Source organism: Mucilaginibacter sp. SJ, assembly GCF_028993635.1.
GTDB lineage: Bacteria > Bacteroidota > Bacteroidia > Sphingobacteriales > Sphingobacteriaceae > Mucilaginibacter.
This window is the reverse complement of record NZ_CP118631.1, coordinates 3,964,240-3,987,900: the sequence shown is the minus strand read 5'-3', so window position 1 is coordinate 3,987,900 and position 23,661 is coordinate 3,964,240. Positions and strand designations below refer to the sequence as shown.

The 23,661-nt window shown below is 44.7% G+C and carries 19 protein-coding genes; 13 read left to right on the top strand and 6 right to left on the bottom strand.

All coding sequences use genetic code 11. The features are described 5' to 3' along the window. The first annotated feature begins 25 nt into the window (after positions 1-25). The gene (locus MusilaSJ_RS16120) at positions 26-520 is read left to right on the top strand and encodes a GNAT family N-acetyltransferase (protein WP_274985956.1); all 495 of its coding nucleotides are present in this window, start codon (positions 26-28) and stop codon (positions 518-520) included. Between the two features lie 7 nt (positions 521-527). Here MusilaSJ_RS16120 and MusilaSJ_RS16115 read toward each other — a convergent pair whose 3' ends face one another. Genes MusilaSJ_RS16115 through MusilaSJ_RS16105 form a run of 3 tightly spaced genes read right to left on the bottom strand, consistent with a single transcriptional unit; the run spans position 528 to position 1,819 of the window. After that, the gene (locus MusilaSJ_RS16115) at positions 528-719 is read right to left on the bottom strand and encodes a DUF8506 family protein (RefSeq protein WP_274985955.1); all 192 of its coding nucleotides are present in this window, start codon (positions 717-719) and stop codon (positions 528-530) included. Next, entirely contained in the window at positions 709-1,287 is a 579-nt protein-coding gene (locus MusilaSJ_RS16110) for an ATPase (RefSeq protein WP_274985954.1), read from the bottom strand. The genes MusilaSJ_RS16115 and MusilaSJ_RS16110 overlap by 11 nt, the downstream gene beginning before the upstream one ends. Further along, positions 1,280-1,819 carry a GNAT family N-acetyltransferase gene (locus MusilaSJ_RS16105; RefSeq protein ID WP_274985953.1) on the bottom strand — a complete coding sequence of 180 codons (540 nt, stop codon included), beginning with the start codon at positions 1,817-1,819 and terminating at the stop codon, positions 1,280-1,282. Before MusilaSJ_RS16105 ends, MusilaSJ_RS16110 begins: the two co-directional genes overlap by 8 nt. Before the next feature lie 70 nt (positions 1,820-1,889). On the opposite strand from MusilaSJ_RS16105, the gene MusilaSJ_RS16100 reads away from it, so the two are divergent. From MusilaSJ_RS16100 to infB, 5 genes are all read left to right on the top strand, one after another. Further along, the gene (locus tag MusilaSJ_RS16100) at positions 1,890-4,250 is read left to right on the top strand and encodes a prolyl oligopeptidase family serine peptidase (RefSeq protein WP_274985952.1); all 2,361 of its coding nucleotides are present in this window, start codon (positions 1,890-1,892) and stop codon (positions 4,248-4,250) included. 194 nt (positions 4,251-4,444) lie between these two features. Further along, on the top strand, positions 4,445-4,870 hold the full coding sequence (locus tag MusilaSJ_RS16095) for a hypothetical protein (RefSeq protein WP_274985951.1): 426 nt from the start codon (positions 4,445-4,447) through the stop codon (positions 4,868-4,870). A 126-nt stretch (positions 4,871-4,996) separates the two neighbouring features. Then, positions 4,997-5,461: a ribosome assembly cofactor RimP gene (gene rimP, locus MusilaSJ_RS16090; protein WP_112655583.1), complete on the top strand. Its 465-nt coding sequence runs from the start codon at positions 4,997-4,999 to the stop codon at positions 5,459-5,461. 3 nt (positions 5,462-5,464) lie between these two features. Further along, positions 5,465-6,700 carry a transcription termination factor NusA gene (gene nusA / locus MusilaSJ_RS16085; RefSeq protein ID WP_090532515.1) on the top strand — a complete coding sequence of 412 codons (1,236 nt, stop codon included), beginning with the start codon at positions 5,465-5,467 and terminating at the stop codon, positions 6,698-6,700. A gap of 61 nt (positions 6,701-6,761) precedes the next feature. After that, entirely contained in the window at positions 6,762-9,863 is a 3,102-nt protein-coding gene (gene infB, locus MusilaSJ_RS16080; RefSeq protein ID WP_274985950.1) for a translation initiation factor IF-2, read from the top strand. 135 nt (positions 9,864-9,998) lie between these two features. Here infB and MusilaSJ_RS16075 read toward each other — a convergent pair whose 3' ends face one another. Together MusilaSJ_RS16075 and MusilaSJ_RS16070 are read right to left on the bottom strand one after the other, a co-directional pair. Next, a complete protein-coding gene (locus tag MusilaSJ_RS16075; RefSeq protein ID WP_274985949.1) occupies positions 9,999-11,132 on the bottom strand; it encodes a lactonase family protein in 1,134 nt (377 codons plus the stop codon). A 165-nt stretch (positions 11,133-11,297) separates the two neighbouring features. Then, on the bottom strand, positions 11,298-12,719 hold the full coding sequence (locus MusilaSJ_RS16070; protein WP_274985948.1) for a pseudouridine synthase: 1,422 nt from the start codon (positions 12,717-12,719) through the stop codon (positions 11,298-11,300). A 246-nt stretch (positions 12,720-12,965) separates the two neighbouring features. Here MusilaSJ_RS16070 and MusilaSJ_RS16065 point away from each other — a divergent pair, with 246 nt between their 5' ends. From MusilaSJ_RS16065 to MusilaSJ_RS16050, 4 genes are all read left to right on the top strand, one after another. Beyond that, positions 12,966-13,736, top strand: a complete 771-nt coding sequence (locus tag MusilaSJ_RS16065) for a lytic transglycosylase domain-containing protein (RefSeq protein ID WP_274985947.1) — start codon at positions 12,966-12,968, stop codon at positions 13,734-13,736. A 253-nt stretch (positions 13,737-13,989) separates the two neighbouring features. Continuing rightward, a complete protein-coding gene (uvrA, locus tag MusilaSJ_RS16060; protein ID WP_274985946.1) occupies positions 13,990-16,836 on the top strand; it encodes an excinuclease ABC subunit UvrA in 2,847 nt (948 codons plus the stop codon). 41 nt (positions 16,837-16,877) lie between these two features. Further along, on the top strand, positions 16,878-17,708 hold the full coding sequence (locus tag MusilaSJ_RS16055) for a Fic family protein (RefSeq protein ID WP_274985945.1): 831 nt from the start codon (positions 16,878-16,880) through the stop codon (positions 17,706-17,708). A 93-nt stretch (positions 17,709-17,801) separates the two neighbouring features. Next, positions 17,802-19,589 (top strand): DUF885 domain-containing protein, encoded by a 1,788-nt coding sequence (locus tag MusilaSJ_RS16050; protein ID WP_274985944.1) that lies wholly within the window; start codon positions 17,802-17,804, stop codon positions 19,587-19,589. A gap of 250 nt (positions 19,590-19,839) precedes the next feature. Here the strand turns inward: MusilaSJ_RS16050 and MusilaSJ_RS16045 are convergent, their stop codons facing one another. Beyond that, entirely contained in the window at positions 19,840-20,724 is an 885-nt protein-coding gene (locus MusilaSJ_RS16045; protein ID WP_274985943.1) for a UbiA family prenyltransferase, read from the bottom strand. A gap of 131 nt (positions 20,725-20,855) precedes the next feature. Here MusilaSJ_RS16045 and MusilaSJ_RS16040 point away from each other — a divergent pair, with 131 nt between their 5' ends. The 3 genes from MusilaSJ_RS16040 to MusilaSJ_RS16030 are packed head-to-tail and all read left to right on the top strand — an operon-like array spanning position 20,856 to position 23,644. After that, on the top strand, positions 20,856-21,383 hold the full coding sequence (locus MusilaSJ_RS16040) for a YceI family protein (protein ID WP_274985942.1): 528 nt from the start codon (positions 20,856-20,858) through the stop codon (positions 21,381-21,383). Positions 21,384-21,403: 20 nt separating this feature from the next. Beyond that, on the top strand, positions 21,404-22,513 hold the full coding sequence (locus MusilaSJ_RS16035; RefSeq protein ID WP_274985941.1) for a type III polyketide synthase: 1,110 nt from the start codon (positions 21,404-21,406) through the stop codon (positions 22,511-22,513). 6 nt (positions 22,514-22,519) lie between these two features. Beyond that, complete coding sequence (locus MusilaSJ_RS16030; protein ID WP_274985940.1) at positions 22,520-23,644, top strand: NAD(P)/FAD-dependent oxidoreductase; 1,125 nt, start codon at positions 22,520-22,522, stop codon at positions 23,642-23,644. Positions 23,645-23,661 lie beyond the last annotated feature (17 nt).

The following is a 23,661-nucleotide window of genomic DNA, read 5'->3' as shown; positions in this document are numbered from 1 at the left end:
TATTAACATAAAATTAAATTTGAAGATGTATACAATACGTAAAGCCACTATAAATGATGTGGAAACTATCCGTGATATTGCCGATAAAACATGGTGGGTAACCTATAGTCCCATCCTTGAACATGAACAGATTGCCTTTATGCTTGGCGAGATTTACTCGACAGAGAAAATAACCAAACAGGTTAAAGAAAATCAGCAAACTTACCTGTTACTGGAGGAAGAAGGCAATCCGGTGGCATTTGCAGCCTATTCGCCCCGCGAGGAAAACCCGGAGGTTTATAAGCTGCAAAAGCTATACTGCCTGCCGCAGACCCAGGGCAAAGGCTACGGAAAAGTATTGATTAACGAGGTAGCCCAAAAAACTAAAGATGCCGGTAAGAAAACGCTGGAACTTAACGTCAACAGGTACAATAACGCCAAATCATTCTATGAAAAAATGGGGTTTACCATAGCCTATGAAGAGGATATAGCCATTGGTAAATACTGGATGAACGATTATGTAATGCGGAAAGAGTTATAAGTGATTGTTATTTGGCAGGAAGGGTTTTTAAAAGCTCTTTTGCGGGTACAGCTTTGAAACTGCCGTCTTTATCACCGATGATGAGGCTTTCATCATTAGCTGCGGCGGTTTCAACCAGCTTACGGTTCGCCCGCTTCATGCCTTCAAGCACTTTCGCCTCTAACTCATCCATGCCCGTTTTTTGTGCTTTAGTTGTCATTTGCCTGATCTAAAATTACTTTCCAAACGTCGGATTCTATTATTGTTTCTTCTAACGATCCGAAACCTCTTGCCACCACCAGGGAGCCCGTATTTATATTATTTATTACAACCCATTTATCACAAAGAGGTATATACAAAGATACCAAATTTCTTATTCCCCGGTAATATCTCCGTTCTATTACATCGGCAGGGATATTATGGCCTCCTTTACTCACTCGTTTAGCTACTCGTTCCATTGCCATTTCAGGAGAGCTCAACCAAAAAAACAATAAAGTAACTTCATATCCTTTTTGCCGGGCTCTTTTAACCAAGGATACATAACTCCGGGTTGAAAGCGTTGTTTCAAAGGCAAAGTCAACTTCCCGGTTCAGCAACTCATCAATTCGCTGCAGCATGATCCGTCCGGCTTCGAATGCAACACTTTCCGGATTAAACGGAGATAGTCCCGCCGCGATGTTATCCGCATTTACAAACTCATTACAGTTAAGCAATTCGGGCAAAACTGTATAGCTTGCCGTGGTTTTACCGGCACCGTTACAACCTGCTATGATATACAAATTAGGCATCCTGTGAATTTAATTGTTCATCCTTAAAAATAGCATACATATATTTATCCATCACCTCGCCATTTTTAATAACTGACCTTCGTAGTACGGCCTCCTGAATATAACCTGCTTTTTCGAGCACCCGTATGGATGCCGTGTTTCTATTATACACACCGGCTTCTAAGCGCAATAGCGAAAAATGTTCAAAAGCATAAGTGGTTACCAGTTTTACAGCCTCGGTTGCTAAGCCCTTTCCCCAATGTTCTTCACCAAGCCAATAGCCTATTTCGGCGGTTATGCGGCTTTCGTCGGTAAAAAGTTCAACACCAATGCCGCCGCAGGCTTCACCGTTAACTACTATGGCAAAGTTGGTTAAAGGTTGCTGGTTTTGGGCCAGGTTCACCCAAAATAGCGCATCCTTCATAGTATAAGGATACGGGAACCTGTCGCGCAAAAAAGCCGATACTTTCGGGTTATCCGCATGCTTTTGAAGTGATGCTTCATCGCCCGGTTGCCACGCCCTCAATAAAAATCCGTTGCCCTGCAGTTCCATTTTGTAACAATAAAATGCTTAAAAATAACAATCATTAGCCAAACTGTTAAATTGCATGCTTTATTGAGATATGAAAAAACTGTTAGGCTTATTGTTCCTGATCCCGGCAACGGGCGCCTTTGCCCAAAAGCTGGATACCCTTAGCATCGAAAAAATCATGCGCGATCCTAAATGGATCGGGGTTTCGCCGTCCAATATCCGTTGGGCTAACGATAGTAAAAAGATCTATTTTAAATGGGATGATGACGCTTCGGGCAATACCCGGTTATATTCAGTTAGTCCCGGCGACAACAGGGTACAAAAAGTCAGCATTCCCGAGCAGCGCGATCTGGCAGCCGGTTACGGCGAATGGAACAAAAAGCATAGCCAAAAGGTATTCAGTAAAAACGGCGATTTATTTTTATACGATGTAAAAGCCAACAAAACCACCCGGCTAACAAATACCGTAGCGCAGGAAGACAGCCCTGTTTTCAGCGGTGATGAAACAAAGATCATTTACAAAGAAGATAATAACCTTTTCTCCATTAATCTGAATGGCGGTAGCCTGGTACAGCTAACCAATTTTGTACGGGCTTTAAGCGATAAAAAAAGTAAGGATAAACCCGGCGAACAGGAACAATGGCTTAAAAAACAGCAGCTTGAGTTGTTTGAGATCATCAAAAAGGAAGCAAAGGACGATAAAAAAGATTCAACAGAAACAGCATTGCTTAAGCCCGACAAGCTGAAAGAGATTGCCTATGGCGATAAAAGAATGAGCGCTGTACAGATCAGTCCGGATAACAGGTTTATCACCTATCGCCTTACCAAACGTGCCGACGGGGTTCAAAATGCCATAGTACCTAACTATGTTACCGCATCTGGCTTCACAGAGGATATTCCTAACCGTTCAAAGGTCGGCCGTCCATCGTCAACCTCAGAGACTTTTATTTACGATAAGCGCCGTGAAGCGGTTTACCCGGTTATTACATCAGAGATCCCCGGCATTAAAGACCTGCCCGACTATTTAAAAGACTATCCCGATGAATTAAAAGCCCGTCAAAAGGAAAACGCCGACAGGCCGGTAAATATCGATGGCGTTTTATGGAACCAAAGCGGCAGCAACGCGGTGGTTATTATCTCAGCACAGGATAATAAAGACTGCTGGATCATGCGTTTAGACCCGGTAAGCGGTAAACTAAGCCTGCTTGACCGGCAGCGGGATGAGGCATGGATTGGCGGCCCCGGCATTGATGATCCCGGGAATACAGGTTTTATTGATGATAACCATTTTTATTACCAGAGCGAGGCCAGCGGTTACTCGCATATTTATGTGGTTGATGTAACCAGCGGTGCTAAAAAACAACTCACAAGCGGCAAATGGGAAGTACAAACTTTGCAGTTAAGCCAGGATAAAAAGACGTTTTATTTTACTGCCAATATCGATCATCCGGGCATTACCCATTTTTACAGCATCCCGGTTAGCGGCGGTACCCCTGTTAAAATTACCGGTATGAAAGGCGGTAACGAGGTAACACTTTCGCCCGATGAAAAGTGGCTGGCTATCCGCTATTCCTATTCAAATCGTCCCTGGGAGCTTTATATCCAGGCCAATAAACCCGGTGCAAAAGCGGTAAAAATAACCAACTCCGTTTCGGCCGAATACTTGTCGTACCCATGGCGCGACCCGGAGATCATCACCTTTAAAAACCGTTACGGTACCGATGTTTATGCGCGTTTATATCAGCCTAAAAAAACCGACCCTGCGAAGCCGGCAGTTGTATTTGTACACGGAGCGGGGTATCTGCAAAATGTCACCTATTCGTGGAGTTATTACTTCCGCGAGTACATGTTCAATAACATGCTCGCCGATAATGGTTATACTGTGCTGGACATTGACTACACAGCGAGCGCAGGTTACGGCCGGGATTTCCGGACAGGGATCTATCGCCACATGGGAGGCAAAGACCTTACCGACCAGGTTGATGGCGTAAAATTGCTGGTTGAAAAATATGGCGTTAACCCCAAACATGTCGGTTTGTACGGCGGTTCATATGGAGGCTTCATTACGCTTATGGGCATGTTTACCGAACCGGATGTTTTTGCTGCAGGCGGTGCCATCCGTTCAGTTACCGACTGGGCGCATTATAACCATGAATACACCTCAAATATACTTAACGAGCCTTTTACCGATGAACAGGCCTATCGCAAAAGTTCGCCTATTTATTTTGCCAGCGGCTTAAAAGGCAACCTGCTTATGCTGCATGGCATGATAGACCAGAATGTAAACTACCAGGATATTATCCGCCTGACTCAAAAACTGATAGAGTTGCACAAAGAAAACTGGGAGCTGGCCTCGTACCCTGTGGAAGACCACGGCTTTGAACAACCCAGCAGCTGGGCCGATGAGTATAAACGCCTTTATAAATTATTTGAGGGGACGTTGAAGAAGTAGAGTAATTTAAAAGACTAACCGTCGTGCTACTTGCGCTCGTTTGCAACGAGCGCAAGACAATTTTCATCCCCACTGTCGCAAGCCTTACAGGTATCCTACGGGCTCAAACTATGCTTATTGATATAGCCATAATAATGCATGCTTCTTCAGCAAATGGATATATCGCTTTTTATTACAATAACCTATCTTGCCAAATGAAAAAACTTTTTCCTTTATTACTTCCGCTAATGTTTTTATTCAGTTGTACAGAAACATCAACCAAAACACCGGTAACCATTAAGACAGTTAATAACGGAAAAGCATTGCAGATAACCGGTTTCGATCCGGCCGTCATTAACGAGATCAGCCGTGATTCATCTGCCAAAGCCTGGGAAACGCTCATGGCCGTTTACCGCATGCCCGCCGATACCAGTATGCGAAACCTGCAGCCCGCACAACCGGGTAGTTACACCGTTAAAGATAATGTTGTTATTTTTACGCCGGATACAGCCTTTAGTACACAGCAAACGTATTTTTTTCGTTACTATGATTTCAGTACCGGTAGTACGCTGACCGATTTGATAAAAAGCCGCAGCAAACCCGGCACCTTGCACTATACAGATTTGATTTTTAAGCGATAAACTACCTATATGCTTGAAAATTTAATATTTTTGATTATATTTGCAACCGTTAATAAAAGAGGGGGCAATTAGTCCCCTCTTTTATTTTATCAATCAAAATTATTCTGTCAAAAACACCGGTGGGTAATGAATATTGAAAAAAGGGTAAAAGAACTGGTAGAAGAGAAGATAGCAGATAAACCAAACCTGTTTATAGTGGATATTAAAATGCACCCGAACGGTAAATTGGTGATCCTGCTTGATGGCGATAACGGTATCGGTATTGATGAATGTGTACAGGTAAGCAGGCACGTAGGTTTCCATCTGGAAGAGGAAAACGTGATTGAAACCGCTTATAATCTGGAGGTTTCATCGCCGGGCATTGACTATCCGCTGTCGTCGCCAAGGCAATACGCCAAAAATGTTGGCCGTAACCTGGGCATTAAAATGAAAGATGGGGCTAAACGCGAAGGCACATTAACCGGCCTTACAGAGGATGCCATCACCATTGAAGAAAAAGTAAAAGAAAAAGGGAAAAAAGCGCAGGTTATAGAAAGCGTTATCCCAATGGACCAAATAACAGAAACAAAGGTTTTAATATCATTTAAGTAAAAAATGAGCAATATTAATTTAATTGATTCTTTTCAGGAATTTAAAGATTTCAAGAACATTGACCGCCCTACCATGATGAGCGTTCTGGAAGACGTTTTCAGGAGCATGATCAGGAAAAAGTACGGTACGGACGAAAATTGCGACGTAATTGTGAACACCGATAACGGTGACTTAGAGATCTGGCGCACACGTAAAGTTATGGAAGATGGCTTTAGCGAAGATGATGACCTGGAGATAGAACTTGCCGAAGCACACCTGTATGACGCCGACCTTGAAGTTGGTGATGACTATATTGAACAGATCACTTTAGAAAGCTTTGGCCGCCGTGCTATTTTAGCCGCCCGCCAAACGCTGGTATCAAAAATTCTGGAATTAGAGAAAGACGAGATCTTCAAAAAATATAAAGACCGCGTAGGTGAAATTGTTACAGGCGAGGTTTACCAGGTTTGGAAAAAAGAAACTTTAGTTCTTGATGATGAAGGCAACGAGCTGTTACTGCCAAAAACGGAGCAGATCCCGGCCGACTACTTCAAGAAAGGCGACAGCGTTAAAGCTGTTGTATCAAAAGTAGATATGCTGAACAGCAACCCCAAAATCATCATTTCACGTACAGCGCCTGAGTTTTTACAGCGCTTGTTTGAGCTTGAAGTGCCGGAAATTTTTGATGGCTTAATTACCATCAAGAAAATTGTGCGCGAACCGGGCGAGCGTGCTAAAGTTGCCGTTGAATCATATGACGACCGTATCGATCCGGTTGGTGCCTGCGTAGGTATGAAAGGTTCACGAATCCACGGTATAGTACGGGAGTTAAAAAATGAAAATATCGACGTTATTAACTTTACCAACAACGTTCAGCTATATATTCAGCGTGCATTGTCACCTGCCAAAATCACTTCTATTAAATTAGATGATGAGAAAAAAACAGCGGCTGTGTATTTAAAACCCGACCAGGTATCGTTAGCTATCGGTCGTGGCGGGCACAACATTAAGCTGGCAGGAAAATTGACAGGCTACGAAATTGATGTTTACCGTGAGGCTGATGAGCATGACGAGGATGTGGACATTGAAGAATTTTCTGACGAGATTGAAGGCTGGATCATTGATGAATTTAAACGTATTGGTTTAGATACAGCAAAATCAGTACTGGCCTTAACCGTTGGTGAATTGGTAAAACGTACCGATTTAGAGGAAGAAACAGTAAAAGAAGTGCTATCAATATTGAATGCGGAGTTTGAATAAGCGGAATAAGCAAAATTAAAATCGTATTTTTGCACTAAATAAGCAGAGAAAGTAATATTAAATGTCAGAAGACAAATCCATAAAATTAATTAAAGCAGTAAAAGAACTGAACATTGGCATGGGTACCCTTGTCGATTATTTAGCTACCAAAGGATACAAGGTTGACAAGCATCCTATGGCCAAGCTGGATAATGACATGTACAATGCCCTGTTAAAGGAATTTGCTGTTGACAAAAGTATTAAGGAGGAAGCTAAGCAGATCAGTATCGGAAAGATAAGGAAAGAAGAGCCTGCTGCACAGTTTCCTGAAAAGCCGGTTGAGAACCGCCGTTCGCGCGATTTTGAGAACGAAGAGATACTGATCAAGAATACAGGGCACTTTGCACAGCCGCAGGTTGAAAAACCCAAACCGGCCGAGCCTGCTCCGGCAGCACAAGCTCCTGCACGTTCTGATGAGCGCAATGACGTATTACCTGGTGTTAAGGTGGTTGGAAAAATTGACCTTAACAACCTGAATGCTAAGCCACAGGCGGAGAAGCCTGCGGAAAAACCAGTTGAAGTTGTTAAACAACCCGAGCCAGTTGCACAGGCACCTGCGCCAACACCGGCTCCGGCACCTGCCGAGCCAAAAGTTGAAGCGCCACAGCCGGTAGCTCCGGTTGTACCTGAACCGCCAAAGGTTGAAACGCCAAAACCGGCAGCCCCGGTTGCTGAAGCACCTAAAGCCGAAGAGCCTAAAGCGCCTGTTGCTGAAAAAGCACCGGTTGCAACACCTCCGGCTGCTCCAGAAACTCCGGCAGCGCCAGCAGTTGATGAAAGCCAGGAACCGGATGTGATCCGTGCTAAAGCTGAGCGCTTAACAGGGCCAAACATTATTGGTAAGATCCAGTTGCCGGTTAATGCGCCAAAACGCAACCCGGTAGCTTCGTCATCAAATTCAAATAATAACGCGGCCGATCATAAACGCAAACGTAAACGCAAAGATAATCAGGGCAACCCGCAGCAAGGCGGAGGTAATCATCCGCATGGCCAGCAGGGCGGTGGTGGCAATCATCCGCAACAAGGTCAGCAGCCTGGCGGTGGTGGTACCATTAATCCAAACCGCCCGGATTTCAGGAACCGTACACACGGAGCACCCGGAAACAGCGGTCCAGGCCAGGGCCAGGGAGGTCATGGCGGTGGTAACCGCCCGGATTTCAGGAACAACCGCAATAATCCGCCTCAACATACAGGACCGAAGGAAGAACCTTCAGAAAAAGACATACAAGACCAGATCAAGGCTACACTTGCACGCTTAAGCGGTGCGGGTAAGTCGGGCAAGTTTGCACAGCGTGCTAAATTCCGTCGTCAAAAACGTGATGATGTTGCTGCAAGTGCCGAAGAACTGGCAATGGAACAGGAACTGCAATCAAAAGTATTGAAGGTTACCGAGTTTGTAACGGCAAATGAGCTGGCAAGCATGATGGATGTATCTGTAACGCAGATCATATCTACCTGTATGAGCCTGGGCATGTTCGTTTCCATTAACCAAAGGCTTGATGCCGAAACACTTTCAATTGTGGCCGATGAATTTGGCTACCAGGTTGAATTTGTGAAGCCGCAGGATGAAGAAGCCAACCTTGACCAGATCGATGATCCGGCCGACCTGGTGACACGTGCACCAATCGTAACTATCATGGGCCACGTTGACCACGGTAAAACCTCATTGCTCGACTTTATACGTAAAACCAACGTAATAGGCGGCGAAGCGGGCGGTATAACCCAGCACATTGGTGCTTATGAAGTAACTTTGCCTGACAATAAAGGAAAGATCACCTTCCTGGATACACCGGGTCACGAAGCGTTTACCGCTATGCGTGCAAGGGGTGCGCAGGTTACAGATATTGTAATTATAGTAATAGCTGCCGATGACAGCGTGATGCCGCAAACCCGCGAGGCCATAAACCATGCACAGGCTGCAGGCGCGCCAATCATCTTCGCTTTCAACAAAATTGATAAGCCGGGTGCCAATGCCGATAAGGTAAGGGAACAATTATCGGCGATGAATATTTTGGTTGAGGAGTGGGGCGGTAAATACCAGTCGCAGGAAATTTCGGCCAAAACCGGCTTAAATGTTGACCTATTATTGGAAAAAGTATTGCTTGAAGCCGAATTGCTCGAACTGAAAGCTAACCCTAACAAACGTGCCGTAGGTACTGTTATTGAGGCAGCTTTAGATAAAGGCCGTGGTATTGTTACCACCATCCTTGTACAGGCAGGCCGCTTAAAAGTAGGTGACCCGATACTGGCAGGCTGCTACAGCGGTCGTGTAAAAGCGTTAACCAACGAGCGCGGTCAGCGTGTGGATTCGGCAGGACCATCAACACCTGTACAGGTGTTGGGTATGCAGGGTGCACCAACAGCGGGCGATAAATTCAACGCGCTTGAGAGCGAAGTTGAAGCACGTGAAATTGCTAACAAACGCTTACAGTTACAACGTGAGCAGGGCTTACGTACGCAGAAACACATCACCCTTGATGAAATCGGCCGTCGTTTGGCAGTGGGTAACTTCAAGGAGCTTAACATCATTGTTAAAGGTGACGTGGATGGTTCTATCGAGGCCTTGTCAGATTCATTGCTGAAACTGTCTACCGAGCAGATCCAGGTGAACATCATCTCGAAAGCGGTAGGTCAGATCTCCGAATCAGACGTATTGCTGGCATCAGCATCTGACGCGATCATCATCGGCTTCCAGGTACGCCCTTCAGGCGGTGCCCGTAAACTGGCCGAAGCTGAGCAGATTGATATCAGGCTGTACTCAATCATCTACGACGCGATCAACGAGATCAAAGCGGCGATGGAAGGTATGCTTGCACCAACCTTTGAAGAAAAGATCGTGGCTAACGTTGAGATCCGCGAAACCTTTAAGATCAGCAAGGTTGGTACTATTGCAGGTTGTATGGTATTGGATGGTAAAATTAACCGTAACAGCAAGATCCGCATCATCCGCGATGGCGTGGTGATCTACACCGGCGAACTGGCTTCACTGAAACGCTTTAAAGATGACGTGAAAGAAGTAAGCGCAGGTTACGAGTGCGGTTTGAACATCAACAACTTTAACAACATTGAAGTAGGCGACATTGTTGAAGCTTACGAAAACGTAGAAGTTAAACGCAAGTTGTAATTAAATAAAATAAAAAGAAAAGCTCAAAGCATTGGTATTGCTTTGAGCTTTTCTTTTTATTGCTGTAAATGAGCTTCCGGCACTCCGCGTTAAGCGACTAAAATGCTTTCAGCTTTTAAGTCTTCGGCTTTCAGCTTACTCAGCTGGTGTAAATTTTAAGCATACCGGGTTGCCGATATCAACTCTGATACCTGTTTGGGCAAGTTTGCCGGTGTTTTGGTCTATTTTGAATACCCACATGTTATCGCTGTTCTGGTTAGCTACTATCAGGAAGTTACCAGTTGGGTCGATAGCAAAATCGCGTGGGTTTTTGCCATAGGTGGACTGGCGCGCTACAAAAGTAAGCAAGCCGGTTTCCTGGTTTACCGCATAAATATTGATCTCGTTGGTTTCTAAACGATTTGAAGCATACAGAAAACGGCCATCGGGCGACAGATGAATAGCGGCACCTGCAGTTTGGCCGGTAAAGCCATCTGGCAGCATGGTAATGGATTGTTTCTGTTTCAGCTTGCCGTTATTGTAATCAAACGCAATAACGTTCGATCCCATTTCAGTTACCAGGTAAACAGTCTTTTTATCGGCCGAAAATTCCAGGTGCCTCGGGCCTTCGCCGGGGGCAACACTTACAAAGGCCGGTGTTGCCGGTACGATACGGGGATCTTTTGACGGGCGATAGCGGTAGATATTTATTTTATCGGTACCGAGGTCATTATACAACACATATTTTTCGTCGGGTGTAAAAACAGCCATATGCGCATGGGCGGATTCCTGTCGTTCTTTGTTTACACTATGCCCGCCATCATGCTCGGTTTGCATCCCGTTGGCTATCGAACCATCTTTGTTTAAAGGCATTACCGCAACGTTGCCGCTTGAGTAGTTAGCTATGATCAGGTTTTTTTGTGCTTTATCAACTGAGATGTGGCATGGATCGGCACCCAGTGTTGATTGCTTGTTGATAAAAGTCATTTTGCCCGTTTTGGGCTCAAATGAAAACGCGCTTACCTCACCTTTAGGCAGTTCGTTAACCGCGTAAATAAATTTATTATTGGCGCTTAACGTCAAATACGACGGATTGTTTACGCCATCAATTTCGCTGAGATAAGCCAGTTTGCCGGTTTCGGCATAAAAGCGGTATACCACAATGCCTTTACTTTTGCCTGTGGTATAAGTACCAACCACCAGGTCGAAAGTCTTAGGCCCTGTTTTTTTATTTTGTGCAAATGTTAGCGCCGGTGAAAGCATAGCGATGATCAAAAGAAATTTCTTCATGGTTGATTATATAAGGTCTATTAAATTAATTCCCAAATAGCAATAAATACTGACAATCATACAGCTTTAAGCTTTATGCATTTCCGCTTTTAGCTTTACAGATCTTGCTGTGCAAGATAACAAAATAGACAAAAAAAATGCCCCGCTGTTTAACGGGGCCTCTTATTATTTCATCAGGTGTTTTAACTGGATCACTTCTTTTTCATCGAGGTAACGCCAGCGGCCACGCGGAAGGTCCTTTTTGGTAAGGTTGGCATAAACCACCCTGTCCAGTTTTACCACCTCGTAACCCAGGTGCTCAAACATACGGCGTACAATACGGTTTTTGCCGCTGTGGATCTGGATGCCAACTTCACGTTTTGAACCGCCGGCTACGTACGATACCGCGTCGGGCTTAATTACACCGTCTTCCAGCTCAAGACCGAAAGTTAATTTATTCAGGTCGCCCTGGGTTAAGCTTTTGCTTAATTCAACCTGGTATAATTTAGTAATGCTGTTACGCGGGTGCGATAGCTTATCGGCCAAATCACCATCGTTGGTCATTAATAACAAACCGGTGGTGTTACGGTCAAGACGGCCAACGGGGTAAATACGCTCGCGGCTTGCCTTTTCAACCAGGTGCATTACGGTACGGCGCTCCTGCGGATCATCGGTTGTGGTAATATAATCCTTTGGCTTATTTAACAATACATAAACCATTTTCTCGCGTTTCAGTGTTTCGCCGTTATATTTAATAGTATCCTTAAACGGATCAACTTTGGTACCTAATTCTGTTACCACTTCGCCGTTTACAGATACCACGCCCGCGGTAATCAGTTCGTCGGCCTTACGGCGCGAACAGATACCAGCGTTTGATATGTAACGGTTCAGGCGGATCAGCCCGTCGTCTTCTGATTTTTTTGCAGGAGAATTTTTACGGCTGCGCATGGTTTTAGGGGCATCCTGTTGGTTTTCCCTGTCATGCGGCCTGTGTGCCGGCCTTTCGCCAAATGGTGATTTCTCTTTAAAGCCGCCTTCGCGTTTTTTAAAACCGCCCTCGGTTCCTCTTGGTGCAAATTTACGTTCGCCCCCTGCATCACCGCCAAAGCTTCTTTTAGGTTTGCCCTCAAAGCTTGCTGATGAACGGGTACGCGGAGATGAGTAAGATTTCTTTTCGCCTTGTGATTCGCCGCCGAAACTTCTTTTCGGCCTGTCGTTATCACTGGTTGTTGGCCTGCCGCTGTAAGGTTTACGCGGACCGCCACTAAATGACTTCCTTTCGCCTGCGCTATTGCCGCCAAAATTTCTTTTTGGCCTGTCGTCGCTGTCGGCTGCCGGCCTGCCAGAGTAAGGCCTCGGCTTAGCTCCTGATCTTTTATCGCCAGATGATTCACCGGCCCTAAAATTGCTTTTGGGCTTATCGTCACTGAACCTGTTGCTTTGGAATGTTTTTTCCGGCCTGGAAAGTATTTTTTTCTCTCCGTTTGGAGTAGCTTTACCTTTTGGGGTTGATGCTGATTTTTTTGGTCGGTCGTCGGATCTTGGACTCCTTGATGACGACTTTCCGGGTTTGTCGTCGCGACTACCTGCTGGTCTCTTAAATACCATAATTTTTTGTTTAGCGCTTTCGCAGCGTGAGGGTCAAAGTTACGCTTTTTTGCCAATTTTTATCTAAAAAGATCAAAAAAATATCCTCTTGCAAAAACGGCGTTTAAACGGTTTTAAACGCCGTTTTTGAACCAAAAACCAATTCTAAAAAAGTTAGCAAAATGGTAAGTATTTGATTATGTGATCTGTATAGCCTACCTTTGCAGCACATTCTACCAAATGTATAGTTAAATGATAGGAAAAGAAATGATTAAAAAACACTTACTTACGTGCTCCGTAACACTGGTGCTGGTTCTCATTTCAGAGCTTAATATTTTCGGTACAACGATCATCGAAAAGGCTGCAAAAGCGGCAACTTTAAGCGCCCGAACCTCAGATTTTATTTTTCTCAAAAGCTCAAAGGCAGTTGCTTACAACTTTGCCAATGAGGCTTTACCAGTTAATGACGCAAGGGTTACACGTAAACTCAACAAATCGCTCAGGCAGCACGACTTTAAAAGTGTGCAGAGCAATGTATTGCACCGGAAAGCCGAGCTATGGTTTCCGATCATCGAGCCCATTTTAAAGTTTTACGGTATCCCGGAAGATTTTAAGTACATCCCTTTGGTTGAGTCGGGCCTAAAATCGGGCACATCACCAAAAGGCGCGTCGGGTTTTTGGCAATTTATGCCGGGTACTGCACGTACCTACGGACTTAGAGTGGGCCATGGAGTTGATGAGCGGAAAAACCTTCGCAAATCAACTATTGCAGCCTGCAAGTATATCAAAGAACTATACGATGAATTTAACAGCTGGACACTGGCGGCTGCCGCTTACAACAATGGCTCGATCAAATTAGCGCGCGCCATTAACAAGCAAAAAGAAGATAACTACTTTCGCATGAAGCTGAACCGCGAAACCGGTTCATATGTTTACAAGCTAATTGCAATGAAAGCAGTTATTGAGCAGCCAAAAGAGCACGGGTATGATAATTACTTTCTCATCCCGCCTGCATCACAGTTGCTGGCAATTAATTAACAGCAGGTAATCATACTGTAAATTAATTAAAAGATTACATTACGGAGCACTTTGAGGCCGGTCATCCACAGTGGATGATCGGCCTTTTTTGCTTATATTTGACAATTAATTATTGATTTACTGAATTAGTGATTTAGTGAATTCTTTTTTCTTTCCAGATCACAATCGTCGTTTTTTACGGTTTAACAAATAAGCCTTTAGGGGTATTTCAATCACTAATTCGCTAACTCAATAATTCAACCTTAAATAAAGTATGAGTACAAAACCTCTTGTTGACCTGGGCGAGCAAAGTGAAGTTGAAGTTTATGGTGCCCGGGTGCATAACCTGAAAAATATAGATGTTTCGTTTCCGCGTAATCAGCTGGTGGTAATTACCGGATTGAGCGGCAGCGGCAAGTCATCGCTGGCGTTTGATACCATTTACGCCGAAGGCCAGCGCCGTTATATGGAAACATTTTCGGCCTATTCGCGCCAGTTTATGGGCGGGATGGAGCGGCCGGATGTTGATAAGGTGTCGGGCCTGAGCCCTGTTATTGCTATAGAGCAAAAAACCACCAGCAAAAACCCGCGCTCCACCGTAGGTACTATTACCGAGATCTATGATTTTATGCGTTTGCTCTTCGCCCGTGCGGGTGATGCTTACTCGTACACCACTGGTGAAAAGATGGAACGCATGAGCGAAGACCAGATCCTGAAAACCATCAGCGAAAAATTTGACGGGCAGCCGGTTAATATTTTGGCACCGGTAGTAAAAGCCCGTAAAGGCCACTACCGCGAATTGTTCGAGTCCATCCGCAAACAAGGCTTTTTAAAGGTTTGGGTTGATGGCGCTATCGCCGATGTTGAGCCCAAAATGCAGGTTGACCGTTACAAGATCCACGATATTGATATTGTGGTTGACCGCCTGGTGGTAAGCGAAAAGGACAGCAAACGTTTATATACTTCCGTTCAGCAGGCTTTGAAAATTGCCAAGGGCATTATCCGTATTGCCGATAAGGATAATAATGTATCCTATTATAGTAAATACCTGATGGACCCGGTTTCGGGTATTTCATATGATGAGCCTCAGCCTAATACATTTTCGTTCAACTCGCCTTATGGCGCCTGCGAAAAGTGTAACGGACTGGGTTATATTTTTGAAGTTGATGAAGCTTCAGTGATCCCTAATCCGAAACTGAGCATCATGAACGGCGGTTTAGCCCCTATTGGCGAATACCGCGAAACCTGGATCTTCCAGGTATTGAAATCGCTGGCTAAAAAGTATGAGTTCTCGCTCTCAACGCCTATCGAAAAGCTTAACCGCGATCAGTTGGATATGATCCTGAATGGCGCGCCTGAAACATTGAGTGTCGCTGTAGAATATAACAAGTGGAATGTTCAAAGCTACCAGATTACTTTTGAAGGCATCATCCGCATGCTTGAAGAACAGCAGGAACGCCGCAATGATGAAGGTGTAGACGATATGGAGAACTATCGCGTGCTCCGCACCTGCCCGGTTTGCGAAGGTGCAAGGCTCAAAAAAGAGTCGCTGCATTTTAAGGTAGATGGTAAAAACATATTTGAACTGGCCTGCATGGATATCAACCACTTGCAGGATTGGTTTGACGGCCTGGAAGATCGTCTTAACGAACGTCAGAATGTTATAGCCAAGGAAATCCTGAAAGAGATCCGCGCACGTATTGTGTTTTTGCTGGATGTTGGCTTGAGCTATCTAACGCTCGACCGTACAGCTAAAACCCTTTCGGGCGGTGAAGCGCAACGGATCAGGCTGGCTACGCAAATTGGCTCCCAACTGATGAATGTAATGTACATTCTGGATGAGCCAAGTATCGGTTTACACCAGCGCGATAACGAGCGTTTGATTAACGCCCTTAAAAACCTGCGTGATTTAGGTAATACCGTATTGGTTGTTGAGCACGATAAGGATATGATCCTGGAGGCCGACCACGTAATTGACATGGGCCCGGCAGCGGGTGTACATGGTGGCCAGGTTGTTGCAGAAGGTACTCCAGCCCAATTAATGGAAAAGCATACGCTCACCACATCATACATTAATGGCGAGCGCGAAATAGCAATACCCAAAAAACGCAGAGAAGGTAACGGCAAAACCCTGAGCCTGAAAAAAGCTACCGGCCATAACCTGAAGAAAGTGTCGGTTGATTTCCCTTTGGGGAAACTGATCGGTATAACCGGTGTATCGGGCAGCGGTAAGTCAAGCCTGATCACCGAGACTTTATATCCTATTTTGAACCATCATTTTTTTAGGGCCAAGAAACAACCGCTGCCTTATGAAAAAATTGAGGGATTGGAGCATATCGATAAAGTAATTGAGATAGATCAAACACCAATTGGTCGTACGCCACGTTCAAACCCGGCTACCTATACCGGGGTGTTTTCGGACATCCGCAATCTGTTCGTGGCACTACCGGAATCAAGGATCAGGGGCTATAAACCCGGTCGTTTCTCGTTCAACGTAAAAGGTGGCCGTTGCGAAACCTGCCAGGGCGCCGGTATGAAAGTGATTGAAATGAACTTTTTGCCAGACGTGCAGGTGCCATGCGAAGAATGCGGCGGCAGAAGATATAACCGCGAGACACTGGAGGTTCGCTACCGTGGTAAATCCATCAGTGATGTGCTGGATATGAGTATTGAGGATGCTACGCCATTCTTTGAGCACATCCCCTCCATCTACCGTAAAGTAAAAACACTTAACGATGTAGGATTGGGCTATATCACTTTAGGGCAAGCTTCAACAACATTATCGGGCGGTGAGGCACAACGTGTTAAACTGGCTACCGAGCTATCCAAAAAAGACACAGGCAATACTTTTTATATCCTGGATGAGCCTACCACCGGTTTGCACTTTGAAGATATTAACGTGCTGTTAGGTGTGCTTAACCAGTTGGTTGATAAAGGCAATACTGTTTTAGTTATTGAACACAACCTTGATGTAATTAAAGTGGCCGATCATGTAATTGACCTTGGCCCCGAAGGCGGCTCAGGTGGTGGTAATATCCTGTTCTCCGGTACACCTGAAGGTTTGTGCAAGGTGAAGAACAGCTTCACGGGTAAATTTTTGAAGAAAGAAATGGGGCTGTAGGACCCTGTCAAAACTTACGAAGTTTTAAAAACTTCGTAAGTTTGAAATATTACGAAATCATGAGCTATTTAGAAAAAATACAACAAATTGACAGCTTTCAGGCTGCCATACATGCTCATGGCCCTCTTCCGCAAGAGCTACTCAACAAAATAAATTACAAGTTACGGCTGGAGTGGAACTACACTTCTAACAGTATGGAAGGAAACAGCCTTACTAAACGCGAAACCCGAACCGTAATGGTAGGGGTTATCAACGTACAGGACAAACCGCTTAAAGATGTAATAGAGATCCGTAATCATGACAAGGTGATCAGCACGATCATGAAAATAGGTAAAGGCGAACTTAATGTTTCTGAAAGTAGAATCCGGGAAATACATAAAGGTATTATGTATGAAGAAGATCCGGAAAAGCAACGATTTATAGGCGAATGGAAAAACGTTGATAACTATATGTTCAACTTCGAGGGTGAACGGTATGATTTTGCTCCGTATACAGAAGTTGCCGAACGGATGCACCGGTTAGTGAATTGGTTGAACACCGAAAAAGAAAAGATCCAGCGAAACCAAAAGGATGCAAAGCACCCGGTTATTCTCGCCCTTAAATTTCATATCGATTACCTTACCATTCATCCTTTTTATGATGGCAATGGGCGCACCGCCCGTATCCTTTCCAACCTGATATTAATATCCTATGGCTTTCCTCCTTTTTATATTAAGGATAACGAAAAGCAAAGTTACTATCGATACCTCACTGATATTCAAAGTAATGGTGGTGACCCGGACCTGTTTTATGAGTTTATGGCAGGATTGATATTGCGTTCGTTGCAAATTACCTCCGATGCCATTCATGGTAAGGAAGCCGTGGACGATTGAGCAAATAATCAAGTAAACATAACTTAGGGTACAAACAACCGAAGCAGCCCTTAAATTTCTTTTTCTTAGCTTTATCGTTTAAACAATACCCTCATGAAAAAAATATTACTCATGCTATTCATAGCAGGTTCGTTCGCGGCCTGTAATCAACCTAAATCAACAGACACCGCCAGCGGCATCCCGGCCAATAAAGACCTCGCCAAAGTTTTTGAAGATTATTTCCAGGACGGCTTAAAGCTCTACCCGCTTAATGCCACCTATATTGGGGACAGGCGCTATAATGACCTGCTACCTAACGATGGTTCGGCTGAATTTCTGGAAAAGGCGCATGATTATAACTCGGTTTACTTGTCGAAAGTGAAAAACTTTGACCGCGCTGAACTGAACGAAGACGACAAGCTATCATACGATATATTTACCTACGAGGTGCAACTGGCCCTGGATAACTTTAAATACCATTTCGAGTACATGCCTTTTAACCAGTTTTATGCCCTGCCAATTACCATGGGGCAGCTTGGCTCGGGCTCTGGCGCGCAGCCCTTTAAAACGGTTGTAGATTATAACGACTGGCTGAAACGTTTATCTGCTTTCCAGATCTGGGCTGATACCGCCATCTCCAATTTTAACAAAGGCGTCAAAACAGGCGTAGTGCTGCCAAAATCGTTAGTTGTTAAAATGATCCCCGAAATGCAGGACCTGGTATCAAAAGATGTAGAAAAAAGCCTGTTCTACGGGCCGGTTAAGAATATGCCGAAGGATTTTTCGGATGCGGATAAAACACAGCTGACCGAGGCTTACAAGAAAGCCATTACTCAAATTGTTAACCCAACCTATCAAAAACTGGCCGATTATCTGAAAAACCAATATCTGCCCCACGCACGTGCAACCTCGGGCTTTTCATCCCTGCCAGATGGCACCGCTAAATACACCTATTTAGTTAAACAACAAACTACCACAGATAAAACCCCTGAAGAAATTTACCAATTGGGTTTGAAAGAAGTTGCCCGGATCCGTGGCTTAATGGATAGCATCAAAACCAGTGTCGGCTTTAAGGGCGATTTGAAGGCGTTTTTCGAATACATGAAAACCGACCCTAAGTTTACTCCTTACAAAACCCCGAAGGATGTACTTGATGCTTTTGAAAACATTCATAAACGCATGGAGCCAAACCTGAAAAAAATGTTTAACCATGTGCCCAAAACCCCTTTCGAGATCAGGCAAACCGAAGCCTTCCGCGCGGCATCGGCCAGTGCGGAGTATAACCAGGGGTCGGCAGATGGTACCCGTCCCGGTATTTTTTACGTGCCGATATTAGATGCCACCAAGTTTAACACCACATCGGGCATGGAATCATTGTTTCTTCATGAAGCAATTCCTGGTCACCATTACCAGATTTCGTTAACCCAGGAAAACGCTTCATTGCCAAAATTCCGCCGCTTTGATGGCGGGGAAACAGCCTATGTAGAAGGCTGGGCGCTGTATTGCGAATCATTAGGGAAAGAGCTCGGCTTGTACACCGATCCGTACCAGTATATGGGCGCGTTAGGCGATGAGATTCACCGTGCCATCCGTTTGGTTGTCGACGTTGCCATCCACACCAAAGGAATGACCCGTGAGCAGGCTATTAAATATATGATGGATAACGAAGCTATCAGCGAACAAGGTGCAACTGCCGAAATTGAACGTTATATGGCTATTCCCGGCCAGGCATTGAGCTACAAAATAGGCGCACTCAAAATCCGCGAACTGCGCACCAAATATGAAAAGCAATTAGGCGGCAAATTCAATATCGCCGAATTTCATGACCAGGTATTAAAAGACGGCGCCATGCCAATGGCTGTTTTTGAAGCTAAAATGGATGCCTGGGCTGCGAAGAAGTAGTTGGAGAAATATAACAAAGAAGCGTCATTGTGAGTAACCATCAGGGAGCCTGAAAAAAACCATGATGACGTTTAAAATATATCTTTAAAGATGGTGCATGGGGCTGCGTTAGGGATGGGAGCGGATACCGGCCTAAGGCTAATGCCCTGTGCAGTATGAGCGTACAGCCCGGCCGCAGGCAACGCCCGTATCCATAAATCAATCAAAAATATACTTAATAAAGCAATGACGCTTTTGATTTTAATCTCGCTCAACTAAACACCGCCAGCACCCCGAAATAGATTAGCATACAACCTGAGCTGATGAAATTCATACGCATGGCGTTTTTAAAATTAGCATTGGTTGTTGATTGCCCTACTTTATAAAACCAATAATTAAAAAAGAAAAATATCGGTGCGGCGCATACTATAAAGAAATAAAAGTTAAGCATCATGCCAGCCAGGTGCCAGTACCAGTAAGAAAGGGCTATCCCCGCGGCAAACAATACGCCCGAAAAAATAAAGGAACCTTTGTAACCTAAAACGATACTAAGCGTTTTATCGCCCCGCCTGCCGTCTTCTTCATGCTGATACACCTGGGTTAAGGGGTATGATGCCCCGATGAGGCAGGAGCTGATAGCTCCCGGAATAATCAGGCCTAAATCCCAATGACCAAACAGGCTTGTACCGGTCAAAGCGGTGTAGGTGGTGTAATAAATAAAACATCCCTGGAAAATGAACACCGTTAAAAAGCTGATGATTGGATATTTTTTTAACCGGGTAGCCGGATGGCTGTACAGCTTTGACATAATACCATAAATGAGCACCGCAAAGGCAAATTCCCAGCTAATGATAAAGCCCAATAAAAAAGCCATTATCTCCAGCAAAATAGAAAAATAATACAGGCTGATATCCACTTGAGGCGGTTTGGCTAACAGAGCAATGCTATGTTCATCCTTATCAAAATAACTGTTATAGCCGTTACTGGCCGGGAAAGCGAGAAAATGCCAGATGAAAAACACGAGAACAGCAATTGAAGTTTTTACCGTATCGGCCTGGCTAAAAGCAAACAGGTATACCGGCAGCAAAAAAACAGAGAAAACAAACCGTAAATGCGCCAATGCCGACCGGGTGGGGATAAATTGTTTAAATTTCATTGTTGCCGTTTGCTGGTAAATACTCCCAAAAGCAACTAAAAGTTGCCCGGGTAACGTTATAAACTTACAACCTTTAATGCAAAAAATTGTACCGCATAAATTATTATGTTTGGAAACAACGTTAATGTAACATGAAGAAGAAAATTTATATAGCAGCACTTTTAATTTTCGCGGCAACAGCCGGCTTCTCGCAAACGGTAACCAAATCAGATATCAGCTTTAAGATTAAAAACCTCGGCTTTAACGTGGCCGGTACCTTCAGCGGCTTACAGGCCGATATCAGGTTTAAACCCAATGATTTGGCAGGTAGCTATATTGAGGCGTCCGTTGCTTCAAATACCGTGAACAGCGATAATGAAAGCCGGGATAACCACCTTAAAAGTGAGGATTATTTTGATGTGGCAAAATACCCGAAAATCACGATGAAATCTGTTTCATTTAAACGTAAAGGCGGGAGCAACTATACGGGCAATTTTAACGTAACTATTAGAGATAAAACAAAGTTGATTGAAATACCTTTTACGTATACCGAATCGGGTAACGCGGCTCAACTGAAAGGAAGCTTCATGATATTGCGGACAGATTTTGGCATCGGCGGCAAAAATTTGATCCTGTCAAATGAGGCCAGCGTTTTGGTTGAGGCGGAGATCAGCAAATAAAACCGGTTTAATTATTTTTAATGGAGAGTTGCATCAGTGCTATCGGGATAGCAAATCCCGTCAATCGAATTGCCCAGCAAGATATTTACCATTTTATGGCGAACGCCTTTGGGCTGGATGCAACTAATGCCGCACGGCTGAAAGGAATTTATGACCATTCGGGGATTGATTACCGCTATTCGGTGATCCCCGATTTTGGCAACCGCGATCCTGCCGATTTCACTTTTTTTGAACAGTCAGCAGGGCTCGAACCATTCCCTGACACACAGAAAAGGTTAAAGCTTTACGAAAAGGAAGCCATCGCCATTGCTGTAAATGCCGCAAAAAACTGTCTTCAAAAATTTGGAGATAATATTACCGGCAGCATCACACACCTGGTAACCATTAGCTGTACGGGTATGCATGCGCCCGGGATTGATATCGAACTTGTCGACCGGCTGCAGCTGAACCGCGATACTGAACGTACCTGCATCAACTTTATGGGCTGCTACGGCGCCATAAACGGCCTCAAAGTGGCCGATTATATCTGCCGGGCCGATGCCGGCGCTAAAGTGCTTGTTGTGAGTGTAGAGCTTTGCACATTGCACTTTCAAAAAGTGAATACGCTGGATAACTGGGTTGCTAATTCGCTATTTTCAGATGGGGCTGCTGCCGTTTTGGTCGAAAATACGACTAACCGTTTAGGCAGTGGCAATTGCCTTTTACTCAAAAACTTCTATTCGGAATTTGTTACCGAGGCGCGCAATGAGATCGGTTGGTATGTAGGCAACACCGGTTTTGAAATGAAACTTACCTCCAGGGTATCCAAACAAATCAAAAAACATATCAAAGCACTTACCCAACGCTTTCTACAAAAGGCCAAAACTGAGATGGATGATATTACCGCTTATGCCGTTCATCCGGGCGGGCGCACAATTTTGGAAGCGGTTGAAGAAGCGTTGGAACTTCCCGAAGAAAGCAATGCCTTTGCCTACCAGATTTTGCAGGAATACGGCAATATGTCGTCGGCTACTATTTTATTTGTGCTGGATAAAATGCTGAAGGCGGGTAATTTGGTTGATCAGAAGATCCTGAGTTTTGCTTTCGGGCCGGGTTTAACCGTTGAGGGGATGATACTTGAAATGCACTAAGCCGATATGAGCGATGTAATTGTAATTGGAGGAGGCCTGGCCGGATTGTTCAATGCCATATTGCTGAATCGTACCGGGCTTAAAGTTACAGTTGTCGAAAAAAAGACCTATCCCATGCACCGCGTTTGCGGTGAATATATCTCGAACGAGGTTATCCCTTTTTTGTCGTCGTTGGGCATCGACCTTGAAGAACTAAACGTTGCCCGGATCAACCGGTTAGAGGTAACAGCAGCATCCGGTACCAAACTTTCGCAAAAGCTTGACTTGGGCGGTTTTGGTTTAAGCAGGTTTACTTTCGATAATTTCCTGTACAAAAAAGCCCTTGCCGAAGGGGTTGATATTTTAACCGGCACACGGGTGGAGGATATTCGTTTTGCTGGCGAAAAATTTGAAGTGGTAACTCCCGGCGAAACATTAACAGCCCCGTTGGCTATCGGCTCGTTCGGTAAACGCTCCAATCTCGATCAAAAACTTAAACGACCGTTTTTTTATAAACGCAGCCCATACCTGGCAGTAAAATTCCATTTACAGATGGATTTCCCTACCGATCTCATCCAGCTTAATAATTACAAAGACGGCTATTGCGGGGTAAGCAAAACCGATGGAGACAGGTATTGCATGTGCTATATGGCCCATCGCGATGACCTCCGAAAGTATGGTACTTTACAGGCCCTGGAAGAGAACGTGATCCGCAGGAACCCTTACCTCGATGAGATCTTTCGTAACGCCAGGTTTTTACTGGATAAACCGGAGGTGATCAACGAGATCTCCTTTGAGAAAAAGGCGCCTGTTGATAACCACATCCTGATGAGCGGAGACACCGCCGGGATGATAGCCCCGCTTTGCGGTAACGGCATGACCATGGCCATCCATTCGGCCAAGATCCTTTCCGAAAAAATTATTACACACTATAAGCCGGGCAGTTTTAATCCGGAAAAGCGCGCCAACCTTGAGCAGGACTATACCAATAGCTGGAACAAACAATTTGCCCAAAGGCTTTGGGTTGGCAGGCAGTTGCAGCGTTTGTTTGGCAACGATAATATGACGGCCCTTACTTTAAATACGCTCAATCACCTGCCTTCTGTAGCACAATACCTGATAAGTAAAACTCACGGCCAACCATTTGGATAGTTCAAGCGTATTGTATT

Coding starts and splice junctions, on each gene's coding strand:
- MusilaSJ_RS16120 (WP_274985956.1), top strand. CDS start 26: ATGTATACAATACGTAAAGCCACTATAAATGATGTGGAAACTATCCGT.
- MusilaSJ_RS16115 (WP_274985955.1), bottom strand. CDS start 719: ATGACAACTAAAGCACAAAAAACGGGCATGGATGAGTTAGAGGCGAAA.
- MusilaSJ_RS16110 (WP_274985954.1), bottom strand. CDS start 1,287: ATGCCTAATTTGTATATCATAGCAGGTTGTAACGGTGCCGGTAAAACC.
- MusilaSJ_RS16105 (WP_274985953.1), bottom strand. CDS start 1,819: ATGGAACTGCAGGGCAACGGATTTTTATTGAGGGCGTGGCAACCGGGC.
- MusilaSJ_RS16100 (WP_274985952.1), top strand. CDS start 1,890: ATGAAAAAACTGTTAGGCTTATTGTTCCTGATCCCGGCAACGGGCGCC.
- MusilaSJ_RS16095 (WP_274985951.1), top strand. CDS start 4,445: ATGAAAAAACTTTTTCCTTTATTACTTCCGCTAATGTTTTTATTCAGT.
- rimP (WP_112655583.1), top strand. CDS start 4,997: ATGAATATTGAAAAAAGGGTAAAAGAACTGGTAGAAGAGAAGATAGCA.
- nusA (WP_090532515.1), top strand. CDS start 5,465: ATGAGCAATATTAATTTAATTGATTCTTTTCAGGAATTTAAAGATTTC.
- infB (WP_274985950.1), top strand. CDS start 6,762: ATGTCAGAAGACAAATCCATAAAATTAATTAAAGCAGTAAAAGAACTG.
- MusilaSJ_RS16075 (WP_274985949.1), bottom strand. CDS start 11,132: ATGAAGAAATTTCTTTTGATCATCGCTATGCTTTCACCGGCGCTAACA.
- MusilaSJ_RS16070 (WP_274985948.1), bottom strand. CDS start 12,719: ATGGTATTTAAGAGACCAGCAGGTAGTCGCGACGACAAACCCGGAAAG.
- MusilaSJ_RS16065 (WP_274985947.1), top strand. CDS start 12,966: ATGATTAAAAAACACTTACTTACGTGCTCCGTAACACTGGTGCTGGTT.
- uvrA (WP_274985946.1), top strand. CDS start 13,990: ATGAGTACAAAACCTCTTGTTGACCTGGGCGAGCAAAGTGAAGTTGAA.
- MusilaSJ_RS16050 (WP_274985944.1), top strand. CDS start 17,802: ATGAAAAAAATATTACTCATGCTATTCATAGCAGGTTCGTTCGCGGCC.
- MusilaSJ_RS16045 (WP_274985943.1), bottom strand. CDS start 20,724: ATGAAATTTAAACAATTTATCCCCACCCGGTCGGCATTGGCGCATTTA.
- MusilaSJ_RS16040 (WP_274985942.1), top strand. CDS start 20,856: ATGAAGAAGAAAATTTATATAGCAGCACTTTTAATTTTCGCGGCAACA.
- MusilaSJ_RS16035 (WP_274985941.1), top strand. CDS start 21,404: ATGGAGAGTTGCATCAGTGCTATCGGGATAGCAAATCCCGTCAATCGA.
- MusilaSJ_RS16030 (WP_274985940.1), top strand. CDS start 22,520: ATGAGCGATGTAATTGTAATTGGAGGAGGCCTGGCCGGATTGTTCAAT.